Below are 24,294 nucleotides of genomic sequence, written 5' to 3' on the forward strand. Positions count from 1 at the left end.
GTTTTTTCACCGTTTGTGGTGTGGAACTAAGAAAAAATGACTCTATTTGAACACAGAGAATGAAATTAAAACGATTTGAGTTTCTAATTAAAACGCAGGTTGATGCTATTGTTTAAGGAGAAGAAACAATGGATAAAATAAAATTTTGGTTCTTAATGGAAGAAATACGAGTGGAATATGATAAAGGCTGTGAAAATCCTGAGGAGCTGGGAAACCGTTTATTTTTAAACTATTCTCAAGAAGAACAAGCAATATTTAATGGTTATTTAGATGCGTACTTGGATATATTAGAAGATTATCCTTATGCAGCGATGAGCTGTTATATTATCAACGATTATATTTCTGATGATACACTTTTTTATTTTAATTTGTGGCTGATCAGTCAAGGAGAAGATGTTGTAAAAAATGTGTTGAGAAATCCGGATCGTTTAGCTGATATGAAAGCTATTCCTTGGGGAGGAGCAGAATTTGAAGATCTACTATCCATTCGTCCCATGTCCGATCACCAACTAATGAAACAGCAAATTGAAGAAATAAAACGAACAGTGGATGAATTGTCCTTTTATATGACTACTTCTCTGAATGCCTATAAGGATGCTGATGAGGTACTGGCTGACGCTTACCGACGATTGCCAGATTTAGTTGAATTGTCAGAAATTATGGAACGTAGTGAAAATGAAGCGGATGAAGAAGATGAATTTGATGGACAAGATGATAAGAAACAGCATTTTTTATATGCGAGATTTCTTTTGGCAAAATGCAAACTTGTATTGGGCAATAAAAAGTATCGAAAGAAAAATCAGGTTTTAGATCAAGCAAAAGCGCAGTTTTTGACCTTTGGAAGCATGTATATTTTTCCTGACATGACTAGATGTGTCAGCCCTATGACTACTTATGCAGAGCAGCAAAAAAAGATATATAAGCAGTGGTGGGGAGTTAGTAATCGTTCAGAAATGCTTGAAATGGTTGACGACTTATCTGTAGGAGCTGTTCATACGCCTAGATATATTATGCAAACATTTGATTTTGATCATCCTATCGTTGAGAGTCTTATTACACAAATCAATAAGGAAATGGAAATGGAATTTCTAACTATTGAAGATTTTAAACGATGCCAAACGGTTCTTGCGTGGGATTTAGAGCGGGGAGCCAACCTTGCCCGTACCAGTGTTGGGATTGGCTATTTTAGTGAAAGAGAAACATATGAGTATTTGCGAGTGATCACTAAGACCGCTCAAGAGTCATTTCAAAGCTGGAAAGAATATATTGTTTCATTTATCAGTGGACGCTTATTTTGGTGTGGCTATGCAGATGAAGAAGGATTTTTTTCAGAGCTAGTATTTAGGTTAAAACATAGTTTTTTCGGAACCTATGATGACGAAGAACAGCAACCGCTTTATCTGGAATTTCCTTTATCTTCTATTGGTAAAAGTGCTGATGAGGTACTAGACTTTATAAAATACGGATTACCGTTACCAAAAAATGGAAATAAAGAAGCGGTTATTTCTAATCAGGAAAAGCTGTTGCAAACACACTCATTACCCAACAAAAAACAGATTAAAGAACTGGATTTTTGGAAAGACCGCAGCATCAGTCCAATCCATAAAGCATTTTTCAGTAGTTTCGCACTGGGAACGATCAAGGCTTTTCAAAAGTCTATTTGGTTTGGAATAGGTACATTATTGGTTACACTGATTTACGGTATAGTTCTTTTGAGCAGAGAAGGAAAATCGGCTATTTTTGAAAAACATTCACTTATTCCTGCTGTTCTTTGCGGTGAAGAAAAATCAGAGCTTTTTACATTGATTCCAATACAATTAGAGCCAAAAGAAAAAATTTGTTGGTTAGCGTATAAGCTTTCATTTCCCCAAAAAGATTTTTCTGCTTTTTCACAAGGAGAACTGATTCCTTGTGTTATCGATCGAAATGAAGGCGAAGATATTGCTGAATTAATTAAGAAAACAGAAATTCATCCACTACATTATGGATACACTAAAGAAAGTGTTATAGCGTATGCTAAATCAATTTTAAATAGCCACCCTGTTTATCCAAAGCAGATCACTACTATCTTAAACAGCCTTGCTGAAGAGTGTGGACCACAGGACATTCTTTTTCTGGATGAGCATTTTCAACAGGTTTTTAATGAATAAGATTGCTGAATTGTACAAATAAACACGGGTGAGAAAGTAGTACCAATAAGTGATAACGATAAGGAGAAAGAAATTTACAGAAACGACAAAAATGCAGAATCTTCTATTTCGATGTTGAACGATTTCTGCTAAGTTTTGTCGTTTATTGATATTCTAGGCGGCTGAGATATGACTCTTTGAGTTGGGTCTCTTTTTTTACGTATAGGATAATAAAAGATATCAGGATATTAGCCATCTGTTTGTTTTGTACGTATTCTTTTCAGCACCTTATTCAATGTATTAAAGTCATCTGCTGAAACAGTTGAATCAATATAGATCACTTCTTTTTCTTCGACATTTATATTTTGAATTTTAGGCATAGAACTGCTGATGATAACTAAATCATTGGGCTGATCACTTTGTGTATTAAAAGAGATGTTATACCAGTTGGCAAACATGTTACTGATAGTATCCTGTATGATCTTTTCTGAAAAGTCAGGTAAGTCACTTTCAAAATAAATATGAATCTTAGGTTCAAATACTGTTAAGTTTTTAAAGCTAGAAAAAAGTAATAGATACCGCATATGCAATGTATCTTTTTCTTGAAACAAAGATAGTTCAGTTGTGTCAGCTAGTTCAGTGATATAGGCGTAAAGTTTTTTTGAAAGATGAGGGAAATTCTCTTTCGCTTCGTGATTAACATCGATGCCACTGATTCCAAGGTTGAAATTCTTAAAAATATCAGCAAATAAATGACTTGATAAAAGATAGCCGTAGGTTTTTTGTTTCGCTTGATCATCAAGATCAATAGTAAAGTATTCTTGAAACGTAGCGAAAAAAATTTCGGTTGCCTGAAAAGCAGGCGTATTGTTTTCTTTATGTGATGCAATGATTTTAGAACCGATCTTCTGGAAATCGTAGGTTTTCACAAACGTTTGGAGAATCAAAGAGAAAAAGTTTAACTCATCCCTCGATAAAAAGTATTCTTGGAGAATGTTATCGAGGTCAAAGGCTGTGTTTGTCTGAGCGTAAGAGTTCCAGTTGTTAGTCCATGTGATAGGCTTGCCCAAATGAAACCGAACGACTGTAATAGCTAAAATGTACGTAAGTAAACGTTTATCGGTTTCATTGATTGAGGTGCCCTGTATTCCATGATGGTCTAAAAGCTTATCGATCGTTCGAATCATTTTTTTCTCGTCGATCATTGGAAACGGCCAGGTATTTCCTTTGTAGGTGATCCAAAAAGACATTAAAGCATACATCCGTATTTGTGCCTCATCACCTGTCAATATGTAGTTATTATTTTTGTAAGCAATAGTAATATTATGTTCAGCGATCACGGATTTAAATGTTCTAATTTTTCTGCGGATGGTTGATTCACTAATAAAAAGCTCTTGTTCCAACTGGGCTAAGCTGCAGGGTTGATTAAAAAGCAAGCGCTTCATTAATTTGATAGCTAATGTATTTTCGATGATGAATAGCTTGAAGCTGACTAAAGAGAGTTCATCTTTTTTTTCTAAAAAAACGCCTTTACTTTTATTTATAAGAATAGTAATACCATTATTAAAATTTGTCGCATCCACAGCAAGTTCCCTACAATATTTTAAAATTGTTTTTTTTTCGATGTCGATCGTCATTGATAGTTTTTCAGAACTAAACCAGACTGAAGTATTACCGATAGTTGTTAGAATATCCATCTTGATTCGTGTACCTTTATCAAAAATAGGGGAGTGATACAAAGTGAGACCTCCTTTTTAGTTTAGTTAATGCTACAGTATAATGAATATTTTCATTTTGGCAAGTAATAAAGTTCAAGGTCAAATGTTTCTTTTAAGCAGCTGTCATTTTTGACCTCCGTTATTTTCATCTATCTTCTATAATAAGTTTGTGAAAATTAAGCGAGTGGAGGAGATAAAATGAACAAGAAAAAATATTTATACATAAAACGTTATACACAAGGGATTTTCCTGGGAGTATCAATCGTTGGTTCTTTATTTTTTAGTACACATTATTTGGCAAAGGAAGGCAAACATTCACAAATAAATAGCCAAAAGGTAAATGAAGCACCAAAAAATAGACATACGATTCAGATGACAAATACACCCATTATAGAAAATCAAAATGAAACGGTGCCCTATGCTAACTTAAATACAGGTTTCAAGGATTCGTTTCAGGAATTGAGTGCAGATGAGGATGTCCTGCATATTCATACAAAAGGAAAGTCATCTTTTAGTGCAGGAGTCAGTGCACAATATAAACAAGAGATCTTTATAGATAAAGAAATTACGGCTGAATTTTTTAGCACACCGAATTTTGAAAAGTACATACGAGGGACAGTCACTCGTCCAAGTGGGCTAGGGAGTGCAACAAAATCGATTGAAAAAGACGTTTGGGGTAAAAAAGTATCAGTCTTCAATTCTGAAACGATGAATTATGATCGTGAAGGACAAAAAATTGTTTATAAGACACCTAATTATACAACCAACGTAAGCTCTGTAGTTATTGAAACAAATGTATTTATTGATCTTGGGAAATGGCGTAAAGACACTGGTCGATTAGTCGAAAGAGAAAGCAATTATGTTATACGGTCACGGACCAGCTCTGCCGATTGGCTTACGATCGGCGGGAAAGGGTCGATTGTTTCGGTCGTCAGTGGGGAAACGATCCTAGATTCCTGGATCGAGAATCCTGTGGAAGAAACAACACTTCAGCGATTGAAAGAAGAGCCATCCTATTATTATGGAAATGGGCTGCAGGATGAAGTAAACGAGCACCCAACCAACTATTTTGTAGAATTACTAGTGAACGGAAAAGTCTATAAAGAATTAACGATGAAAGAAGATGGCAGTTGGGGATTTGATTTTGACGATCAATTGACTAAAACAGATATTGTTTCTGCTAGAGTGAAAGGGATAGAAAAAAATTCCAATGGAAATGGTGTTCGCAATATAAAATATTCAGATGAAATAGTTACTGTGGATGAGACGGACATAATTCCATGGGAAAAATGGAATGTTGAAGCACCTAAACTCATTCAAGCTCATGAAGATGAATTGATTATTCAGGGATCAACACCAAATCAAAATCATCAGCTGAATCGAACTTATAAATTATCTGTTGCCCTAAATGGAAAAGAAATCTATAAAAAAGAAAACCTCAAAGACGACACCGATATTTTGATTCCTTATATCAAAGGGCTGGTGAAAGGCGATAAAATCGAAGCAATGATCGTCGGTTCTGAAGAAGGAAAACCTGACAAAACAAGTACGACAACAGAAATGATCGTTAGCTCGGAAAATAAAGATGACTATGATGAATGGGAGGTCTTGGCACCTGTATTGCAGACTGACTCTCTTAATGAAGATTCAACCAAAATCAAAGGGCAAGTTCCAGTACAAAACCGAACTGCGCAACGCTATTATGATTTACTGCTCTACGTAAATGACGAGTTGGTTACCATTCAGTCTTCCATCGATGTTTCGTTAAAACCTTATCCATTTGAAGTTGATGTAACAGCACTAAATGTAGGAGATAAAGTCGTTGCTAAAGTGGTTGGCCATCAAGATGATAAAGAAAGCAAATCAGCGGAAACCAAAGCCGTAATAATAGATTCTACAGATTATCAAAGCTGGCAGATAAATGCCCCAACTTTAAATAGTGTGACCGATACAGACCGCGTGCTTACAGGAGAAATTGGTGAGCAGGATTTAGGTTATGAACGTACGTATACGCTTGTTGCAGCAATTAATGGCGCTCAATTTTGTGAGCTTGAGGTAGAACCAAGTCAAGAGTTTACAGTAGAGTTACCTACCGATATAGTTTTGACAGAAAAAGATCAGGTTTCAGTAACACTTATTGGCAAACAGCCGAAAAGAGAGAATAAATATAGTGAAGAAGTGGTTCAACTCGTTGAAGATGCTACACATTATGATGAGTGGATCGTGAACGAGGCCTCAGTTGAAGAGGTATACGAACATCAGCATCAAATCAAAGGTCATATTTCTGCTCAAAGTACAGAATACGATAGGACCTACGAGTTATTGATAAAGGTAAATAATGAAGAAGTAGCATCAAATGCTGTTTTATCCGACTCAGATTACTCGGTGACATTATCCGATGACATTGATCTGCAAGAAAATGATTTAATTACTGTTGAAATTATTGGTCATCAAAATGAAAAAGCGGATAAAACAAGTGAGCCGACAGAATTGACTGTAGCTAAAAAAATATCTCCCACAACGTCAAAATTTGAGCGGGGGTACTGGGAAGATTATGGCTTAGTGTATGAAGGCTTGATTGAAAATGAAGACTGGGATTTATCTGATCCGTCCAAAATCGTTAAAACGGTCAGCTTGGTTGAAGCGAATTCAGGTAAAAAAATAGAACATATTTCTGCTCAAAATACTGATTGGTATCAAACCGACAGATATAATGGATATCAATTCATTATTGATAATGATACGTTAGGACAATTAGAGACAGGAAGCTATACCATTTTTATGGCGGTAGCGATTGATGGAGTAACGGTTGATGAAACAGAGCTAACGTTGGAGCAAATGGTTTCCAGAATGGGCTTGATTCATGAAAATTACGCTGATTTAGAACAAGTCGTCATCAAGGGAAATATTGTGAAACCGGAAGTAATCAAGCAACGGCCAAGCATATCAATAATAAAGGATATAGATACAGAAGTTCAATTACTGAATAAATATTGGAATAAGCAGAACCAGCTCGTATTCGAAGGCTATTTCCAAACGGATATAGATTTAAGTGCAGCTAAGAAATATTTGGAAATCATGGATGAATCGGGAACGGTTGTGTATACAAAAGAGTCATTAGCCGCAGCTCCAACCTCATGGGGCGTATCAACCGGTATTTCAGATGACATATCTTTTCAAGCGATTATTCCACAAGAATTCACAGATCAAAGAAACTATTTCTATCAAGTGAGTGTTGAGGATCAAGAAGGTAATAAGCTTCTTCAATCAGCAATCAAATGATACAAAATGATCCGGACATATGAATAGTTGATTGATAAGTAAAAGAAGCAAAGCACCGCATGCTTGATTAAGTAAAATCTACATGCGGTGATTTATTGACCAGTTGCTAAAAGACTCCGAAAAAGAAAGAGGTTTATCGATGTTTATTTTACCCAGCTATTTATTTTTACTATTGAAATGGATATGTCTGATCTTAGTTGCGATTGTCTTTATGAATTTAATTTACTTTACCTGTTTGTCTTTCTTTGGGTTAAAGAAACCTAAAAGAGATTATCTGATTGTTCCAGATCAGAAAAAATTTGTTTTTGTTGTACCCGCGCATAATGAAGAAGCTGTCATTGGGAAAACAATTGAAAGTTTATTGCAGCAAAATTACAATAAAGATTTATTTGATATTGTGATCATTGCAGACAACTGCACAGATAGAACGCCGGATATTGTGAGAGCTTATGGCAATGTACGTATCCTTGAAAACCATGCAGCTGCTGGTGAACCTAGAGGAAAGCCGCATGCGATTGCTAAATATGTCGATACTGGTCACTGGAGAAACTATGATTATATGGCATTTATTGACGCGGATAATATCGTAAGTAAAAATTTTTTGAGAGAAATGAATAGCCAGTTGCTTGCTCACCCAGAATTTTCTGTGATTCAAGGGTATTTGGGAATAAAAAATGTAGCTACCTCTTTAACAGCTTCCGGCTATGCCGCAGTATATTTTATAACCAATCGAGCCGTTCAATATGCGAATTATCGCTTAGGCTGGAATACAGCGATTGGAGGTACTGGATTTGTTTTGGAGACTTCCTACTTAGATGAACGTGGCTGGAATCCGCGGAGCTATACAGAAGATTTTGAATTACAAGTAGAACTGTCTATGGCAGGTAAACGCAGCGGCTGGAACCATTTTGCGGTTGTTTATGATGAAAAACCTAATTCGTTTAAGGCTAGCCATACCCAGCGTACACGTTGGGCGCAAGGACATTGGCTCGTTGCCTTCTCAACAACACTAAAGCAAATGAAAACTATCGTTAAATCAGCTTCTCTTACAGAGGTACTGAGTAAAGTAGAGACACTGTTTTATTCCTATTCCATGGTACGACCAGTCGCCTTTCTTTTTATAGGCACAGCGATTTGTATCGACCACCGATTGATAGGCTATCTTCCCCATCTGTTGTCTTTACTCTATTTTTGGTTAACGATTGAATGTGTTAATTTCTTGATCATTCCATGTACGTATTTCTTTCAAGAAGCCAAACCCTATTTTAAGCAAAAAAGAACATTTCAGGCGAAATGCTTGTTTTTCTTTCGGTTGGTCATTGGTTTTATTTGGAATTCAGTCACCTATATGATTGCCCAAGTATTCGGCTTTTTCACGTGGTTTAAACCTCAAAACAACTGGAAGAAAACTGTACACACGATGAATGCAGATGAATCATTGGAAAGGGAGTATTAAACATGAAATCTATCAATTCTCGCAAAAATAAGTTGAACATACTATTTATTGGCACAATTACTTTAGTCTTAGTGTTTTTCTTTTTAACGGTTTAAAAAGGTGAAGTGATTCACTTTGGTAAGAGTAAGTGAAAGAAGCAGTTGATTTAGATAATGCTAATATTGGCTATAGTTGGCAGCCAAATCAAAGCTTTTGTTTTGACTGATTTTGATGAATCGTTCAGTCATATCTTTGATAAAATCTTACTGTTAGCTTGACGTATTCGCGTTTTTAACGGGAATTTGTACTGGCTGTGTTATGAAGTGAACTAGCAGTCTATGAAAGGATTTTAACCAATGCTTTTGTTGAGCGTAGTTGTAATAGTATCGACCATGTTCTTTATTTTAGCTCTTTTTAGGAAAAAATTGCTGCTTCAACGAATCGTTAGGGAGCTCATCTTTTTTAGCCTAATGATTGTTTTATTGATTGGTTTTTTTATCGTTCAAAGCAGATTATTTATCCATCCGCATGACTTCAAGCAAACTTCTGAACATGACAATATAGGTAGTCAATCTTCAGATTTCACGAATGATGACCAATATTTATTGTTTGAAGCACAAGAGATAGATGTGGAAGAATCAAAGGTAAGCCAATTTGTGGAACAAGCAGAAAAGTGTATGGACAGTGTGAAGGTATTCTTCTATGGCTATCATGAAATAAAAGAGTGGAACGTATACTGACTATTTCGTTCTTTTATTATGATAGAAGGAGGATGAGAAATGGCAAAGTTAAAGGCAATGGTTGTTTTTGGGACATGGGCTGAAGCAGTAAAGCTTTTACCATTAGTCAAGGAAATGCAAGAACAACCGCTGCATTTTGTCCCTGTTCTTGTTTTAACTGGTCCCAAGGAGGAATGGCTGAATCAGATCATGGACTATTTTGATCTAGTGCCAGACTATCAGCTAGTGATAAATGAAGATCAGTCATATACGAAAGTAACTGCCAACGTTTTGACTAAGATAGATCAGATTTTTTGTGAAGAACGTCCTAACGTGTTGTTAGTTCAAGGTGCAAGCGTAGCTTCACTGGCGATCAGTTTAGCCGCAACTTATCATCAAATCACTATTGGTCATGTTGACGCTGGTCGTAGAACGCAAAACAAATACGAGCCATTTCCGGAAGAGATCAATCGACAGGTGATGGATACTTTAGCAAATATTCATTTTGCACCAACAGAACTGAATCGCTATAATTTGCTTTTAGAAAATCAAGAAGCTGCGGCAATTTGTGTTACTGGGAGTCTTGTTATAGAGCTTGCGAAACAATTACCAAAAATAGACGTACAACATTCACTCGTTGAGCAAATAAACGTGTCCGGGAAAAAACTACTTTTTTTTACGATGAGTAGAAAAGAAAATTGGGGCACCCCGATGGAAAAAACGTTTAGAGGGATCAAACAATTTGCGGAACAATATCGTGATTCATTTGCTGTGGTTTTCTTGTTGCCGCATGATTCTTTTGCACAAGAGAGGGCTAGAGATCAGTTTGAGAACATCGAAAATATCCATTTATTACAGCTGGATGAAATAAAGTCAATGCATGCTTTCTTAAGTAATGCTCATATCATTGTTACAGATTCAGAGATTATCCAAGAGTTGTCACCTCTATTAAGTGTACCTGTCTTAGTACTGCGAGATATCACGGAATATCCCGAAAGCGTTATGACAGGTTCTTTAAAGCTGGTGGGGACCGAAACGGCTGATGTGAGACGCGAATTGTCGCGCCTAGTCGACTCTGTGCAAGAGTATCAAAAAATGATTGCTACTGCCGATCCCTATGACAATACGTTCGTTTGTAAGAGAATGATTGATTGTTTAAAAAATAAAGTAGTACCTAACTAAAAATAACCACGATATGCGTAAAAGCTTCGCTGTTCCAAGGACATTTTAATTGCTTTTATACTTGATAACTCTATAATAATGATGAACCTATTAAAGAGTGAGGTATGGAGGAAATTTGATGGAAGAAGAACAGTTTAGTATCACATTACCTGAAAAAGTAGTAGAGGAACTTCAACTAAAAGGAGAAACAGAAGTAATAGTAAGTATTGACGAAAAAAAACTGATTATTGAACCTGCTAAGAAAATGGTTGGTAATCAAACGATTTCGCTGCGCTGGTTCTTGATTCCGACAATCATCACTAGTTTGATCTTTTTTGCGTATTTCTTCATTTCTAGTACGAGCCAAATTACATTAGTTGGACCATTTTCTATTGCAAATTTTGTCTTGTCATTAGGAGTAGTAAGTGGTGTTTTCAGCTTTTTATTCTTTTTCATTAAAGGAAAAAGAAATCAAATTACTACAAAATCAACAGATATTCATTGGCGTAATTTTCCAACGATTCTGCTATCATTTATCATTATTTTGGTTTTTTCGTTATTAGTGTTTTTTAAAGTCATTGGTCTCGTTTTTATTGGTGCTTCATTTGATAAATATACGGCTACATTGCTCTTTTTCGTGTTTGTTGGATTTGTGAATTACTTTATGATTTATTCTGCGTTATCCATTACGTTGTCAAAATTGATGAATTTACTGATATTTGTGATTGTTGGCGGAGTTTTACTTGCGATGATCACCAATCGCGATCATCAGTGGTGGCAGTACAATTTTAGTTTTTTAGGAACCATGGAAGCGACAAAAAGTTGGCAGTTTAATGTTACATTGATGTTTTCTGCCTTATTGATGGTCGCGTTGATCGATACGTTGTTTGTTGAGCTGCAAAAAGCGGTTCCTCATAGTAAACGTTTGACGATTTTACGTATTCTTTTAACACTGACGGCTTTGGATCTTGGAGCAGTAGGACTTTTTCCTTATACAGAAACAGGTCCTTTTCAAGGCGTACACAATCAAGTGGCGGGGTATCTTGTTTATTTGATCGTGGTTTTGATTATCGGGATCAAGTGGCTGTTGCCTCATGTTTCAAAAGAATTTCTGACCTTTTCATATTTGATCGCCTTAGTTTTAGTGATCGTATGTGTGCTGTTTCAAGGGACCCATTATCTTTCTTTGACTGCATTTGAATTATTGGCATTCATGATCGCTTTTAGCTGGATCGTTCTGTTGTTGCAGAACCTGCAGAAAATGGCAAAAAATATCAATAGCAGCTTTAAGGCTGAAATTAAACCGCAATCAAAAGAGCGTTCTGAATAATTTTGTTCGTGAATCATAAAAAGTGAAGCAGTGAATGGTCATCTCTTGTGAGACCATGATGCTTCACTTTTTTTGTCAAGATAGCGAGACATCAACTCCATGTGATGCATAACAGCTGCTTTACGCATAACGCCCATTCCAGGGAATTTATCTGCTGAAAAAGCTTTCAACAGTAAATCAAGTCCTAAGGTTGTTTCACCTGCACATAATTGCTTTTCCCAGTGAATGATGTTTTCCATTAATTCAAAGAACTGTTCCTTTTGAGAGGCGCCTTCTTCTGTGGCAAGAAAATGATGGATCCTCAACGTTTCCTGTTCGAAGTAGACTAAATGCAGACTTAAAAATTTGGAAGGATAACTTTGTTCATAATAGATACGGCTATCGATCGAAAAATCACTAAAGCCAACAAAGCCCTTTTTTGGGAATGTTAGATGAGCCGTTGAAAATAATTCATCCGGACATTCTTGATAAAATTCAGCTTTGGGAAGACGAGTATAGAGATCTTGAGAAAGGATTTTTGGTCCAGTGACTTTTTGCAATAATCGGAATTCTTCTGAAATCAAGACAGGAACTTGATTAGACTGCCAATCACTTTCCAGCACTGGTGCGGCACGCTCAACAATAAAAAGCTGGCACGAATCTTGAAAGGTTTCAATCGGTTGATCGATCACCAACGCTTTAGGTGCAGCTAGAGACGTTAGATATTCTGCGCCGGAAAACGTTAAAAAATCACCTGCCTGAGGATTCTGCACGATATAAAAAGGATGCTCATTCTTTTGAACTTCTATTAAGAACTTTTTCAAAGTGGTTGAGTTTTTGACTGGATCAATAATTGGTACAATTTTTTTTGATAAACGACCGCTGGCTAAAAGTGTGGTCAGTGCCAACAAGTCAAACTGTTTTCCGCGAAAATATGGATAGTACATTAGTTTTCCTCCAATAATCGTTGTTCCAGCTTAAAATACGCTTCACGAGTAGCCTCTAGTTCTTCTTTCAATGCCTCAATCGTTTGATTGCAAATATCCTCTGAAAAACGATCATAGAAATTTATACCTCCACCAAAAAGATCATAGTCCGGCTGTCTTTTTTTCAGCTCCTTGTATAGCTGATCCGTTGAAAATACTCGAAGACCTCGGGCTGTTTGCTTAGCTTTACCGACTTCTCTAGCTTGTGCGGTAATCAAACGAAAAAGCAGCTCAGATTCTGTTACGAGTAGTTCTTGCCTTTGGGGCTTTTTTTCTACTGTAAAATATCCAGGTAACATTTGATCTTCTGTTGAGCTATAAGAATGATAGACCAGAGCACCGATAGATTTTGGGATTTCTGCTTTGACTTTTTCAAAAAGAGCTTCGGGCAATACGAAATAATTATAATGACCAATAAAGGATAATTTTGCTTTTGAACGGAAATCGGCCTTACTGGCTTTTAACTCATAGCAGCGCCATTCAAACTGCTTATCGGGTGAAAGCCGGCAGCTAAGAGTGTCGACAATCCCTTGCTCATCAGGCATGGTGACCTCTTCCACAACCACATCACCATTTTCTCTACAATAGTAATATAAGGTTTCTTCCATTTGGATAGTTAAAGATGTTTTCATCAATGACTCCTTTTCTCTTTTTACCAGAATTTATCATTTAAACGTAATACTAAAATCTAAGACCAACTACCTATAATGATAGTGACGAATTATAAATAGTTGGCGAGCTTTGTCTATTCCATCTTACGGGCACCTTGCCAAGCGTGAACGTGAAATGAACTTTTATATCATAGTTTCGACTGTACTAGCCGTAGAATTAGATGGTTGATCAAAAGGTAAAACTATTATACCAGATAGAGGACCAGAACTTGTACAATACAAATCCTTCAATGAGTTAATTTTAACGACCCTTGGTATTATGGCAACATATGAGGTTCTGTTTCAGAAGAATATATAGTAGACCTAGAAAATGTCTGGATTGAAAACACCTTATGAATTATTCTATGGTATTCACTAATAATAGAAATATAGCCAATAACTTGATATATAGTATGTTACACTATTAATAATAAACATATAGTTAAGAGTAGATGTAATGAAACATTGAAAGTATAGGGGATACGGAAGTAACACAAGAAATGTATGACGAAGCATTTAAAACTTGAAAAACGATCCTACAATAGAATTATCCCAGCAAATAATACATGGTTTATTATCCTTTTACTAGAACAAATAAAAAGCTTCACTGATATTTCTCTGCATTAAATCCAATTAAACGAAAAGCAGGATAAAATTAGTAATTTTGAAAACCAAAATAAGTAAGAGAATAAAAGAATGATAGGAGAAAAGCAATGAGAAAAAAATTTTATAAAATAATCATAAGTATCGGTTTGATCTATGTTGGAGTTCTAATTTCTGGAGTTCAAGTCAATGCAGCAAGTTTTGATTCTATGAAGGATAATGTTTTAAATGGAGAAGGCAAATTGATACACCCCAACCTTTACAGAGAAATGACAGAAGAGGAAAAAGAAGACTTCAAAGATGATCCAGGAGCACCCACGCAGATAAACCGAGCCATGACAGAAAAAGAAGTAAACGAGTACATTCGTTATGTAGAAAAATATCAAGAAGCAAACAATACATCTGAAGTACCGTATGAAGCATATGATTATATTCAATTTATTGCTGAAGAACTAGAAGATGATCAAACTTTAGAAATTACAGATGATCTTCGTGCAAAAGCAGAGAAGTTTGCTGAAAAACAAAGTGAGCAGCAAGCGATACAAGATAGTGATGTAAGAAATGAGCAAATAAAGAGTGTAGGACTCCTTTTTAGAAGTGTAATGGGCATTCAGTGGTTTGATTAGTTTCTATATAATCCAGTTTCGTTCTGATAATATATTCAAACGTTTCCCTGATCAATAATTAGGGGAACTCAATGAAGTATAGGCAATTGATCCTTTTGAGAACACTGCTCTTACAAGATTATCAAGTGTTCGATAAAGTTGCTCAAAATAAAAAGCATTAGTTAATGGAAGCAAAATTCACCAAAAGTTGTCTAGTATTTGATACTAACTCCTTAGTGTTTAGTTTTTATTGCATGTTTTAAACGATGAATTAGTAATTTGAAGGGGAGTGACCGAGTTTTGCTGTTGCAAAAAAATTAGTTGTAGTCATTTTATTAGAATAGTGTAGATTTATTATATACAAGTTAAAGGTCTAATATAATTTTTTAGGAGAAATATTATGAGTCTATTTATTACCTATATCAAAAATAAAAAAAGTAAGATAATAATATTACTACTATTGACTCTATTCAATTCTTTGAGTCTAATTCCAATACCATACCTTAGCAAATATCTTGTCGATGTTATACTGCTTTCAAAGAAATATGAGGATATTTGGTTATATATAATAATTATTGTAGTTGTCATGATATTTCAGTTGATTTTTGGAAGAATCAGTGTGAAATTTTCAGCAAAGTTTTTTCAGCAATTTTTGTATGAAATAAGAAAAAAAATATTTAAGAATTATTTTTCTTGTAATGAAGGAAAGAGTTCAGTATTAAGTACAATAATACTTAGTGATTCTGAACTTTACGTTAACAATGTATCAATTGTGGTGACAACTGTATTAGCAAACGTTTTTACTGGAATTTCATACGTTTTTGTGATGGTTCTTATTAGCTGGAAATTAGCAATGATTACATTTCTCTTCATACCTGCCTATATAATCTGGATAGCGTATATAAGTGTTAAATTAGAAATTCTTGCTGAGAAACAGCAAATTTCTAAAGATAGTTTATTAAAAGAGGTAAACAATTATATTTCTAGTAAAGAGGTAATTAAAATATTTAATTTTTTTAGAATAGTTGTACAGTCTTTTGATAAAGTTATTATTAAAAATAAACGCTTAAATATTAAGATGTTAACATATCAAAATTTTATTAATATTGTTTCTGGCGTGATTGTGACAGCAGCATCTGTTGTTCCACTCCTTGTCGGTGTGAATCTTGTAAAAGGTGGAAACATGACTATTGGAGATTTGATTGCTTTTAATTCATATAGCGGGTTACTATTTTCCCCTATTACTCAACTTATAGGGACACTAGCAAATGTTCGAGTAGCAAATGTTTATAAAACAAGAATAGAGGCTTTTGATTTTCAACATGAAGCAAGAAAAATTAAGAATGTAGATGATAATATTACAGAAATTAAACTGGAAAATTTATCTATTTATTCTGAGAAACAATTGATATTGAAAGGAATCAACTTGAATATTCATAATGGTGATTGGGTGCGATTGTACGGAGCAAACGGTAGTGGAAAATCTTTATTTTTGAAGACGGTAGCCAAACTATATACTGATTACAAAGGTGAAATCAGTATAAATAGTGAGGTGAATAGTACTATCGTGAATAAAAAAATAGTATATATTTCCAGTATACATGGGTTTCCATTGCAAAATTTATATCAAGAGATGACGGCAAGTAATACAGTTGACCATATAGAAATAGTAAATGTTTTAAAATTGGTAGGGTTAAGCGATAAAATATCACATTTGAAAGAGAATATTTTTACTTCTAATAGTGAAATAGTAGAAAAATTTAGTACAGGTGAATTACAAAAATTGAGATTAGCTAGAGCTCTCATAAGGAAACCAGATTTTTTATTTTTAGATGAAATTTTTTCCAATATAGAACTAACGCAAGCTGTTGATATATTAAAAAAAATACATTGTAAATACCCTGATCTATCATTGATCCTTGTAGAACATCATTTTCCATACTCGGAATTATTTAAAAAGGAATTACATATAGAAAATAAAACAATAGTTATACCTTAAGGTATAACTATTGTTACTTAAATAGATTAAAAATACCTTGAATAAAAACAAAAATACCTGCAATTAATGTTGAAATACCTGAGATAAATAAAATTTTTTTTCCAGTATCCGTCAAAGGTGTATTTATTGAAATAGAAAGTATATTTGTGTTTTTTTTCACTAAAAGAAGATAAGAAGTTATTAATAGAAATAGTGAAATTAAAAAAAGTTCTAAATATTTCGGTAATGAGAGTATCATAATGAATAAAAATAGTAGCAATGCAAGTGAAATGTATACAATTTTCCCAATATTCATGTAAGTCCTCCTACTTTAAATTATTTTAACTAGGTTAATCTTAACATATTTAGAAAAGCAAAACAATTTGCGTGTTGCTAACTAGGTTAAGATATTTCTGTCAAAGTGCTTGTATTTGTTCTCGTTTGTGATAATATTAACAATATAAAGTACCAAAAGGAGATGTCTAATGCTATGAAAAGACCATATGTAGTTACTGCGGCTATACTAACCACTGATAAATGTTCAGCAGCGTGTAAAGAATGTTGTTTTCAGTGTACACCTAAAAATAATAATCGACTAAGTTTAGAAGAAATGAAGTTATTTATTGATGAACTAGTAAATGATTTTCATGAAGTAAATTCTGTTGTATTTACAGGAGGCGAGTGTTTTCTTTTAAATGAAGACTTATATTCGATTATAGAGTATTCTACTTCAAAAGGTTTAGCAACTAGATGTGTTACTAATGGATTTTGGGGTAAAGATAAAAATAGAGCTTTGGAAACCGTAAAAAAATTGAAAGAGTGCGGGTTGATAGAATTGAATTTTTCTACAGGAGATAACCATCAAGAATGGGTTCCTTTTCAGAATATTGTGAATGCTTCATTAGCTGCGTTGCAATTTGATATATCTGTGGTTATTTCTGTTGAAAATCACAGTTCAGCTGTATTCAAAATTGAAGATGTTTACAAAAATAAAGAAATAGAAGATTTTATGAAAAAAAATGAGAAACCAGAATTGTTTAGTGTAATAAGTTCTTTGTGGATTCCTTTTCATAAAGATGTTAGTTATTCATATAATTTTAAAATTGATAAGAGTGAGGAAAAGCAAGAAAGTGTCATTAGAGGATGTGATTCTATACTAGAGTATATTGGATTAAATCCTAAAAATGAAGTGATATCTTGCTGCGGCTTAACTATATCATATATAGATTCCATGAACTTAGGGAAATTGAACGATAATTCATTACTATCACTTTACAAAGAACAGTTAGATGATTTTTTAAAAATTTGGATATGGGTTGATGGCACAGAATACATCTATAATAAAATAACTACGTCGCTTAATATAGAAAAAAATGAGAACTTAGTTCACCCGTGTCAATTTTGTGCTGAAATATATAATAATAAATTATTAACCTCTTATTTCGAACAAATAAAAGACGAAGATGTTTTAGAAGTATTAAATAAATATCATGTGAAGTTGAAAACTATAAATAAATCTAATTTGAAAGGGAGTGTTCTAAATGGTTGAAAAATTAAATTATTTAGAAAATAGAGAAAGAAAAATAGCAGTGCCTTTTAACAAAAGTTTGGTATCAGAATCAGAAAACTTCATTGAAGAAAGATTTAGCAACAAGGTTGCATTATTAGATTATGTATCCTCGATTAATGAAAAACATGAAGTTTATGAAGGGTTGTTACTACTGCAAAATGAAGAATTTGTAAAATTATTAGACGATCGTGATATTAAAGCAGTTGTGAAATTTATAGCGAAAGAAAATAAATGGATATCTGCTACGGAAGCAAATGAACCACAACCAAGGGCTGTAGCTGTTCCTATGACTGCAGTAGCGTTCTTTTTTGTTGCAGTAGTGGGTGCTGTATATTTGGCAGGTGCAGCTAAAACGGTTACTAAAACGATTAATTTTTCAGGTTTAGACAAGTTCTATTCACCAATTTTTTTGCCAGAAACTGAGATTGTTTTACGTGCAATTGCTGAATACGCTGGTGGAGAGTTTGCGACAAAAGTAGATAAATATATTATTAAAATTGCAACAGAAGATATTAAAGAAAGATATTACTGTAATACTTCAGAAAATATTTTAGCATTTTAAAAATTAGTACTAATTAAACTTCACATGATTTAATTAGCAGGAGGCAAGAGAGTTTTATTCTTGCTTCTTTTTTATTAATACCTAATTCTTGTCGTGGGTCCGAGCGCCTATGGGGCATTTGTATCGATAAGGAATAGATTTAAAAATTTTGCGCCATATTTCCAGCTTCGCGTTATCGCCCTGAGCCGCAAAGGCTTACTAGGCTTATCATGTAAGGATAGAAAAACTTTTACCATCCCATTTAATAGAAATAATATCGACATTTTTGATTTTAGGTTTTTTTCGCAACATTTCTTTTGAAAACAAATGCATCAATGTTTTAATAGCAAAAGCATGAGTAACGATCAGGACGTTTGGATTATTCAAGTGAATCAAATGATCACCTGTCTCTTTGAGAAAACTTTCCAATCTATCTGTAATCATATGAAACGGTTCAACCATACCTGTTGTGTCGGATTTATAAATAATCTCATGAACTTCCGGCAGACGGAAATTAAGTTCTGAAAAATCATTTTGTATCTGTAATTCATTCATCATACTGGAAATAAACTTACTATTATTTTCTGCTTCCCAGCAGCCCAAACACCACTCACGGAGCCTTTTATCAGTAATAACTTGCAGTTCATTTTGCCCCTGTGCAGTTAATATGGTTTTTCCAGTCTGTAAAGCTCTGGATGTATCACTGGAAAATGCAGACGAAAATTGGACATTTTTCAGTTGCTGTCCTAATTGTGTAGCTGTTTGGATTCCACTTTCAGTTAATGGGGAATCTGCCCAACCTTGTGCTTTATGTAAATGGTTAAGTAATGTTTCCCCATGTCGAGCAACATAGAAAGTAACTGTTGAATTCATATTTTATCCTCCGAAATAATCTGATGTAATCGCTTCACCTTATCGGCAATAGTCGAACCAAGAAATTACTAACATCATACCAGAACCACCCGCCCATAACAATGCTAAAGTAAAAGCGTAGCGGCGGGGTGTAGATATTAGAAGGAGAATGAAGAACACTTAGACTGAGTAAAAAAGAGAGCATGTCCTATTAACTTATCAATTAATGGGTAAGTTAGATTATAAGATTAATTTTGTTGAGGTTAATTATAATAATGGATCAGTGAATTATGAAGTATTCAAACTGTATATGTGACATCTCTGGTCTACATTTACTAAAGTAATTGACTTCTTAAAAACGATCACAATTGAAGGAGGAGTCTTATGTATAAAATGTTAGCGATTAATGTCGATGAATTAACTGAAGGATTTGCCAAAAATGATCATTGCGAGGAGAGATAAATATTCAAAAATATTTGGTTGCCTACGAAAAAAGAGAGTTTAAATTGGCATATAGTGATGAAAGTATTCCAGATCAAGACTGGGAGCTAGCTCTATTTAGTGAAGAAAATATTGATAATATATTTATGATTTGTGAATTTATAGAAGATGAGAAATGCTCTAAAAAATCTTTTTTTGGAACACTATATGTGTTAACTGGAGATGTAATTACCAGTAATAATCAAAAATATATTAGTCAATTGACTAGAGCAATAATTGAGATGAAACCACTATTCAAATCACAATCAATTATTAAATGGATAAAACGTTCAGAAAAATTAATTGAAAAGTCTGAAACATATTCATATGAATATTGGGGACTTAATTCAAGATATGTATATAAGCAGCTTACCAAAAACGATCAATAAAACGTGAATTGTGTTCCAAAATCGATAAAATCGTATATAAATAACCGTAAAACGTACAATTATTGGGGGAAACATAATGGAAAAAATTACCAAGATACAACAGAAACTTTCGGACTTTGAAAAATTTCTATCTCCTGAACTGACTGAGGAAGAAATTTCAATCAAGCTAATGGAAACTTTTGATCAATCAAAAATTCTTATTAAGAGTGGGGAGTATAATCCAGGATCCAAATTTTATAGAGCAAGAATTATTGACTCTCCTAACATGGATAGTTTAAAGTCTTGGAAAAAACAAGATTTTTGGGGTGTGCCAAAAGAAAAAATTTCTAGTTATGGAAGATTAAACAAACCAAAAGAATCTGTATTTTATCTAAGTGCTGAACCATTACAAACACTTAAAGAAATTGGTTTAGAGTCCTATGATGATCAACGATATGCAGTTATCTCTTGCTTTGAAACAAAAAAAAGTTTTGTTAGTGTCTATATTGGAGACCATAGTTCAAACTCTCTTGATGAAAAGGAAACAATTATTTCTAATTTGTATTCTTCATTCTTTAGAAATAATTTTTCTAAACCAGTAGGAAATGGTACTGAGTATCTATACATATTATCCAATGCTATCGTAAAGAACTTTTACGATCTACCATCGGAGGTAATTCAAGCATGGACTTACCCTGCTGTAGAGAACTTGAATTGTTATAATGTAGCGTTTAAATCTCATGTAGCGTCTACGTTTCTAAGGTATAAGGGATCTATAGTTGTTAGGAGATTAGATGAAAACTTAGTTATTCCTATTTGTTTCAATTCTAACTACCAACGTCAACGTGTTGATATTAAATGGATTAAAGATGAATTTAATTTAGATTTTCACGCAAATGACGATTGAAATGAACTGTTGAATAGATAGTTCCCAAAAAGGATGAAAGGAAGACAAAAAAATGAGAAAAGAAGAGAAAAAAAGAAGGCTTCGAGAGTAGAAACAACAACAGAAAGAAGATTTTGAGAAATCCTTACCTATGGAATCGTGAGCAATTTGAAAAATTGTTCCATTATCTGGATGCAAAACTTGAAGAAGGGTGTTCAAATAGTCCTCAATTTACGATAGAGTATTTACAGAAAAATGAACTTGAAGAAGAACGAATTCTGAACTGGCTAAGAGAAAACAGTGGATATTGCGATTGTGAAATTTTGATGAATGTTGAAGAGAAGTTTTATTGATCAAAAAGGATCAAATCGTACACAAATAACCGTAAAACATACAAAATTGTACATAAAAGGATACGAAAAGGAAATATACTATGGATATAAGTAAGCTTTTACCAGAGTCGAAGTTTGAAATTTCACATTTAAGAAATCTAAAAAAAATAGATGATGATGAATTCAAAAAAATAAGTATGAGTATTTTGGTGTGGCTACAAGATAAAAATTGGCCTATTTACAGAGAAATTTTAGAGATAGTGGTTGAACGACAAGATATTCTAGTACCAGAAATACAAACAATATTGATTAATGAGGATAGTATTTGGACAATCAATGTATTAGAGGATGTATTTCCTAGATTAGACAAGAAGAATTTAAGAAGTATGGAATCCTCTCTAAGAAGTATGTTAGTTGATCCGCAAAAAAGTAGAGATATAGATGACGAAGAGGTGATAAAAAAAGTGAAATCTATATTAGAAAAGAATTTCAACTGAAAGGAGATATTCAGTAAGGTTGAAATACTAATTAGAGATGCAGTGAGTGTTTCACAAAGAATCAATAAAACATGAATTGTGTTTCAAAAACGATAACTAAAGGAGAAAATAGATGGAGTTCACGAAAAAAAATGTAATGGATCAAGTGGCGTTAGTAAAAAAAACTATTATAGATAATGATGTAGTAAATTTTTATCTAGAGACACTTATAAATGATATTGGAGAAATGGAAGATGATCAATGGGAGTATTTTCCTAGAATGAATTTATCAGATAAAAAGTAAAGGATTGCTATACCAAAAAGGATCAATAGCAGCATGAATGAGATCCAAAAACGATGGAATAAACTAAAAATTTACGTTAGGTAGTGGTGGGATGAGTGTATCAAAAAAATTAAAACGTAAAATTATTTTTAATGATAATGTCTTTTATTGGTATGTTGGAAAAGATCCGTTTGATAAGTACGTTGCTAAAGCACTTCATATTGTTTCGGCTGATAAGAGTTTCCTTATCGTATATCGCCTTAGCGCCGTGACTGAAGGTAGTGTTTTTCCAAAATTAGAAATTATAAAAAGCAATTATATAAAACCAGGATTTTATGATTTAAATAGAGAAAGTAATGAACGAACTGTGACGCCCAAATTAGTTGAAAGCATATTAATGTTTTGTCTAAGAGAAAATAATAAATGACAGACTTTATAGATGAGAGATGCAGTTCCAATGAAATACAAAGGAATATATTAAAAGTCTTTCTGAGTTAAGAATTGAGGAGATACCATTTCTAGTTATTGTTGGTACAGTATAGAGTTTGTTTTAGCGTATCAAAGTAAATGGTATTCTCAAAAAGGATCTGAAAGGGTAATGTTATGGATCAATTGGAATCACAAGTATTTTTAACTAATGTAATCAAAGAATTACAACGTATAAAATCGTATTGGAATAAACGTCTGAAAATAGCTGCAGTCAATTCGATTAATAGGAATAAATCAAAAAAGGCAATTGCCTTGTGTAGCGATGCTGTAGAAAGTTTTATCAATTTTAGTCAATATATTCAAAATCACAATGAATTAGGGATTGTTGATCAATGCATAGAATTAAAAAGCTATTGGAATCAACAGCAAAATCATTTTGGTTTTCACGAGTTACTGATCGATGAACCGTTGAGTACATTAGTCGTTATTTACGATTTAATAATCGATAGCATTGATAATATTGAAATAATTACTAAAAGAACGATTCCGAAAAAGGATAGGTAGGAGGTTCAAAATGATTTACTTGTTACTCTTGTTATTACGACTATCAATATTATTAGGTATTTTTTTCTTTGGTATCTATCAAGACGCTTCTATTAATTTTTTTATAGTGTTTTTTGAGCCTAATCAGTTCCAAAATTAATAATTATTGACTATTTAACTAATAACTATTTGTTGTATACTAATTAAAAGGAGGGATTTTATGTCAGTTTTTTTTGAAGTTGTGCGTTTGATTTTTTTTATTGCTATAATTTATATGGTGATTGTGCTGGAAAAAGATTTTAGAAATTTGAAAACGAGTCAAAAGTTGGCTGTATCTCTAGTAATATTTACAGGAATAATCATATTAATACCTGATTTTATTGCTTTTGGGAATGGATTTATCAAAGGACTAACTGAATCTATTTTTACTAATTAGAGACGTTTACTGGCAAATTACTATTAAGTTGCCTTTTTAAAGAATATATCTATTTTAAAACAACCGCCAATTTGGATTTCCTGCATGTTGCTACTGATTTTTTTGAACTATTCCAAATGATCACTGCTGACCTTGTTATACCTAAAATATAATTCATACTCCATTTCAATGTACAAATTTTTTAAACTGCTATTAACTGCAGCAACATCGCCTTGTCTTCAGTATTTTTGAAATCACTTATAATTTCAGGAATGGGTACAAAATGCACATCCATTATTTTACTTCTTTCTGATAATTTTTTTAACTAATACATGTAGCTATCGATAGCATTGGAAAGATTGTTCTTAAAAATAGTTCTCAATTTGATTCTCATCCAAAATCATTGCCTCTATCGAAAGCCTACACAAATAGTAGAGACAAAAAAACTAAAGATGTAGAGAAAGTTACTGACAATGTTAGTAGAGGAGTTTATTAGGGGCAATCACCTTTTGACTAAGATACAAAAAGACCAGTAAATAATATA

At 33.4% G+C, this 24,294-nt stretch carries 23 protein-coding genes; 18 read left to right on the forward strand and 5 right to left on the reverse strand.

Annotated features, from left to right (window positions below):
* Positions 1-128 precede the first annotated feature (128 nt).
* Positions 129-2,150 carry a DUF4240 domain-containing protein gene (locus tag BCR25_RS16015; RefSeq protein ID WP_069664606.1) on the forward strand — a complete coding sequence of 674 codons (2,022 nt, stop codon included), beginning with the start codon at positions 129-131 and terminating at the stop codon, positions 2,148-2,150.
* Positions 2,151-2,377: 227 nt separating this feature from the next.
* Here BCR25_RS16015 and BCR25_RS16020 read toward each other — a convergent pair whose 3' ends face one another.
* On the reverse strand, positions 2,378-3,868 hold the full coding sequence (locus tag BCR25_RS16020) for an AcpB/EbpR/MafR family transcriptional regulator (protein ID WP_069664607.1): 1,491 nt from the start codon (positions 3,866-3,868) through the stop codon (positions 2,378-2,380).
* A gap of 177 nt (positions 3,869-4,045) precedes the next feature.
* On the opposite strand from BCR25_RS16020, the gene BCR25_RS16025 reads away from it, so the two are divergent.
* From BCR25_RS16025 to BCR25_RS16045, 5 genes are all read left to right on the forward strand, one after another.
* Entirely contained in the window at positions 4,046-7,129 is a 3,084-nt protein-coding gene (locus BCR25_RS16025; protein WP_069664608.1) for a hypothetical protein, read from the forward strand.
* Positions 7,130-7,268: 139 nt separating this feature from the next.
* Positions 7,269-8,585, forward strand: a complete 1,317-nt coding sequence (locus BCR25_RS16030; RefSeq protein ID WP_069664609.1) for a glycosyltransferase family 2 protein — start codon at positions 7,269-7,271, stop codon at positions 8,583-8,585.
* A 335-nt stretch (positions 8,586-8,920) separates the two neighbouring features.
* On the forward strand, positions 8,921-9,304 hold the full coding sequence (locus BCR25_RS16035; RefSeq protein ID WP_069664610.1) for a hypothetical protein: 384 nt from the start codon (positions 8,921-8,923) through the stop codon (positions 9,302-9,304).
* Between the two features lie 39 nt (positions 9,305-9,343).
* Positions 9,344-10,465 (forward strand): non-hydrolyzing UDP-N-acetylglucosamine 2-epimerase, encoded by a 1,122-nt coding sequence (wecB, locus tag BCR25_RS16040; RefSeq protein WP_069664611.1) that lies wholly within the window; start codon positions 9,344-9,346, stop codon positions 10,463-10,465.
* A gap of 118 nt (positions 10,466-10,583) precedes the next feature.
* Positions 10,584-11,774, forward strand: coding sequence for an AbrB/MazE/SpoVT family DNA-binding domain-containing protein (locus BCR25_RS16045; RefSeq protein ID WP_069664612.1), 1,191 nt, complete (start codon positions 10,584-10,586; stop codon positions 11,772-11,774).
* A gap of 38 nt (positions 11,775-11,812) precedes the next feature.
* Here BCR25_RS16045 and BCR25_RS16050 read toward each other — a convergent pair whose 3' ends face one another.
* Both BCR25_RS16050 and BCR25_RS16055 read right to left on the reverse strand, forming a co-directional pair.
* Entirely contained in the window at positions 11,813-12,700 is an 888-nt protein-coding gene (locus BCR25_RS16050) for a sce7725 family protein (protein ID WP_069664613.1), read from the reverse strand.
* Positions 12,700-13,371, reverse strand: coding sequence for a hypothetical protein (locus BCR25_RS16055; RefSeq protein WP_069664614.1), 672 nt, complete (start codon positions 13,369-13,371; stop codon positions 12,700-12,702). Before BCR25_RS16055 ends, BCR25_RS16050 begins: the two co-directional genes overlap by 1 nt.
* A 731-nt stretch (positions 13,372-14,102) precedes the next feature.
* Between BCR25_RS16055 and BCR25_RS16060 the strand changes: the two genes are divergently transcribed.
* Positions 14,103-14,618: a hypothetical protein gene (locus tag BCR25_RS16060; RefSeq protein WP_069664615.1), complete on the forward strand. Its 516-nt coding sequence runs from the start codon at positions 14,103-14,105 to the stop codon at positions 14,616-14,618.
* 379 nt (positions 14,619-14,997) lie between these two features.
* Positions 14,998-16,596 carry an ABC transporter transmembrane domain-containing protein gene (locus BCR25_RS16065; protein ID WP_069664616.1) on the forward strand — a complete coding sequence of 533 codons (1,599 nt, stop codon included), beginning with the start codon at positions 14,998-15,000 and terminating at the stop codon, positions 16,594-16,596.
* 13 nt (positions 16,597-16,609) lie between these two features.
* On the opposite strand, the gene BCR25_RS16070 is transcribed toward BCR25_RS16065, so the two are convergent.
* On the reverse strand, positions 16,610-16,891 hold the full coding sequence (locus tag BCR25_RS16070) for a hypothetical protein (protein WP_069664617.1): 282 nt from the start codon (positions 16,889-16,891) through the stop codon (positions 16,610-16,612).
* Positions 16,892-17,065: 174 nt separating this feature from the next.
* On the opposite strand from BCR25_RS16070, the gene BCR25_RS16075 reads away from it, so the two are divergent.
* On the forward strand, positions 17,066-18,124 hold the full coding sequence (locus BCR25_RS16075; protein WP_069664618.1) for a radical SAM protein: 1,059 nt from the start codon (positions 17,066-17,068) through the stop codon (positions 18,122-18,124).
* Complete coding sequence (locus tag BCR25_RS16080) at positions 18,117-18,707, forward strand: hypothetical protein (protein WP_069664619.1); 591 nt, start codon at positions 18,117-18,119, stop codon at positions 18,705-18,707. The genes BCR25_RS16075 and BCR25_RS16080 overlap by 8 nt, the downstream gene beginning before the upstream one ends.
* Positions 18,708-18,914: 207 nt before the next feature.
* On the opposite strand, the gene BCR25_RS16085 is transcribed toward BCR25_RS16080, so the two are convergent.
* Positions 18,915-19,559 carry a histidine phosphatase family protein gene (locus BCR25_RS16085; RefSeq protein ID WP_069664620.1) on the reverse strand — a complete coding sequence of 215 codons (645 nt, stop codon included), beginning with the start codon at positions 19,557-19,559 and terminating at the stop codon, positions 18,915-18,917.
* 485 nt (positions 19,560-20,044) lie between these two features.
* On the opposite strand from BCR25_RS16085, the gene BCR25_RS16090 reads away from it, so the two are divergent.
* The 8 genes from BCR25_RS16090 (at position 20,045) to BCR25_RS16120 (ending at position 23,771) form a co-directional block, all read left to right on the forward strand.
* Positions 20,045-20,407: a hypothetical protein gene (locus tag BCR25_RS16090; protein ID WP_139124610.1), complete on the forward strand. Its 363-nt coding sequence runs from the start codon at positions 20,045-20,047 to the stop codon at positions 20,405-20,407.
* A 76-nt stretch (positions 20,408-20,483) separates the two neighbouring features.
* Positions 20,484-21,293, forward strand: a complete 810-nt coding sequence (locus BCR25_RS16095; RefSeq protein ID WP_069664622.1) for a hypothetical protein — start codon at positions 20,484-20,486, stop codon at positions 21,291-21,293.
* 113 nt (positions 21,294-21,406) lie between these two features.
* A complete protein-coding gene (locus BCR25_RS16100; protein ID WP_211272519.1) occupies positions 21,407-21,625 on the forward strand; it encodes a DUF2695 domain-containing protein in 219 nt (72 codons plus the stop codon).
* Between the two features lie 80 nt (positions 21,626-21,705).
* Positions 21,706-22,101 carry a DUF5071 domain-containing protein gene (locus tag BCR25_RS16105; RefSeq protein ID WP_069664623.1) on the forward strand — a complete coding sequence of 132 codons (396 nt, stop codon included), beginning with the start codon at positions 21,706-21,708 and terminating at the stop codon, positions 22,099-22,101.
* A 112-nt stretch (positions 22,102-22,213) separates the two neighbouring features.
* The gene (locus tag BCR25_RS20480; RefSeq protein ID WP_169819032.1) at positions 22,214-22,384 is read left to right on the forward strand and encodes a hypothetical protein; all 171 of its coding nucleotides are present in this window, start codon (positions 22,214-22,216) and stop codon (positions 22,382-22,384) included.
* Between the two features lie 91 nt (positions 22,385-22,475).
* Positions 22,476-22,790: a hypothetical protein gene (locus tag BCR25_RS16110; RefSeq protein ID WP_069664624.1), complete on the forward strand. Its 315-nt coding sequence runs from the start codon at positions 22,476-22,478 to the stop codon at positions 22,788-22,790.
* A 176-nt stretch (positions 22,791-22,966) separates the two neighbouring features.
* The gene (locus BCR25_RS16115) at positions 22,967-23,356 is read left to right on the forward strand and encodes a hypothetical protein (protein WP_069664625.1); all 390 of its coding nucleotides are present in this window, start codon (positions 22,967-22,969) and stop codon (positions 23,354-23,356) included.
* 199 nt (positions 23,357-23,555) lie between these two features.
* Positions 23,556-23,771 (forward strand): hypothetical protein, encoded by a 216-nt coding sequence (locus BCR25_RS16120; RefSeq protein WP_069664626.1) that lies wholly within the window; start codon positions 23,556-23,558, stop codon positions 23,769-23,771.
* The last annotated feature ends 523 nt before the right edge of the window (positions 23,772-24,294 follow it).

Origin of the sequence: Enterococcus termitis (assembly GCF_001730305.1) — a bacterium.
In the GTDB taxonomy this organism is placed as follows: domain Bacteria; phylum Bacillota; class Bacilli; order Lactobacillales; family Enterococcaceae; genus Enterococcus_L; species Enterococcus_L termitis.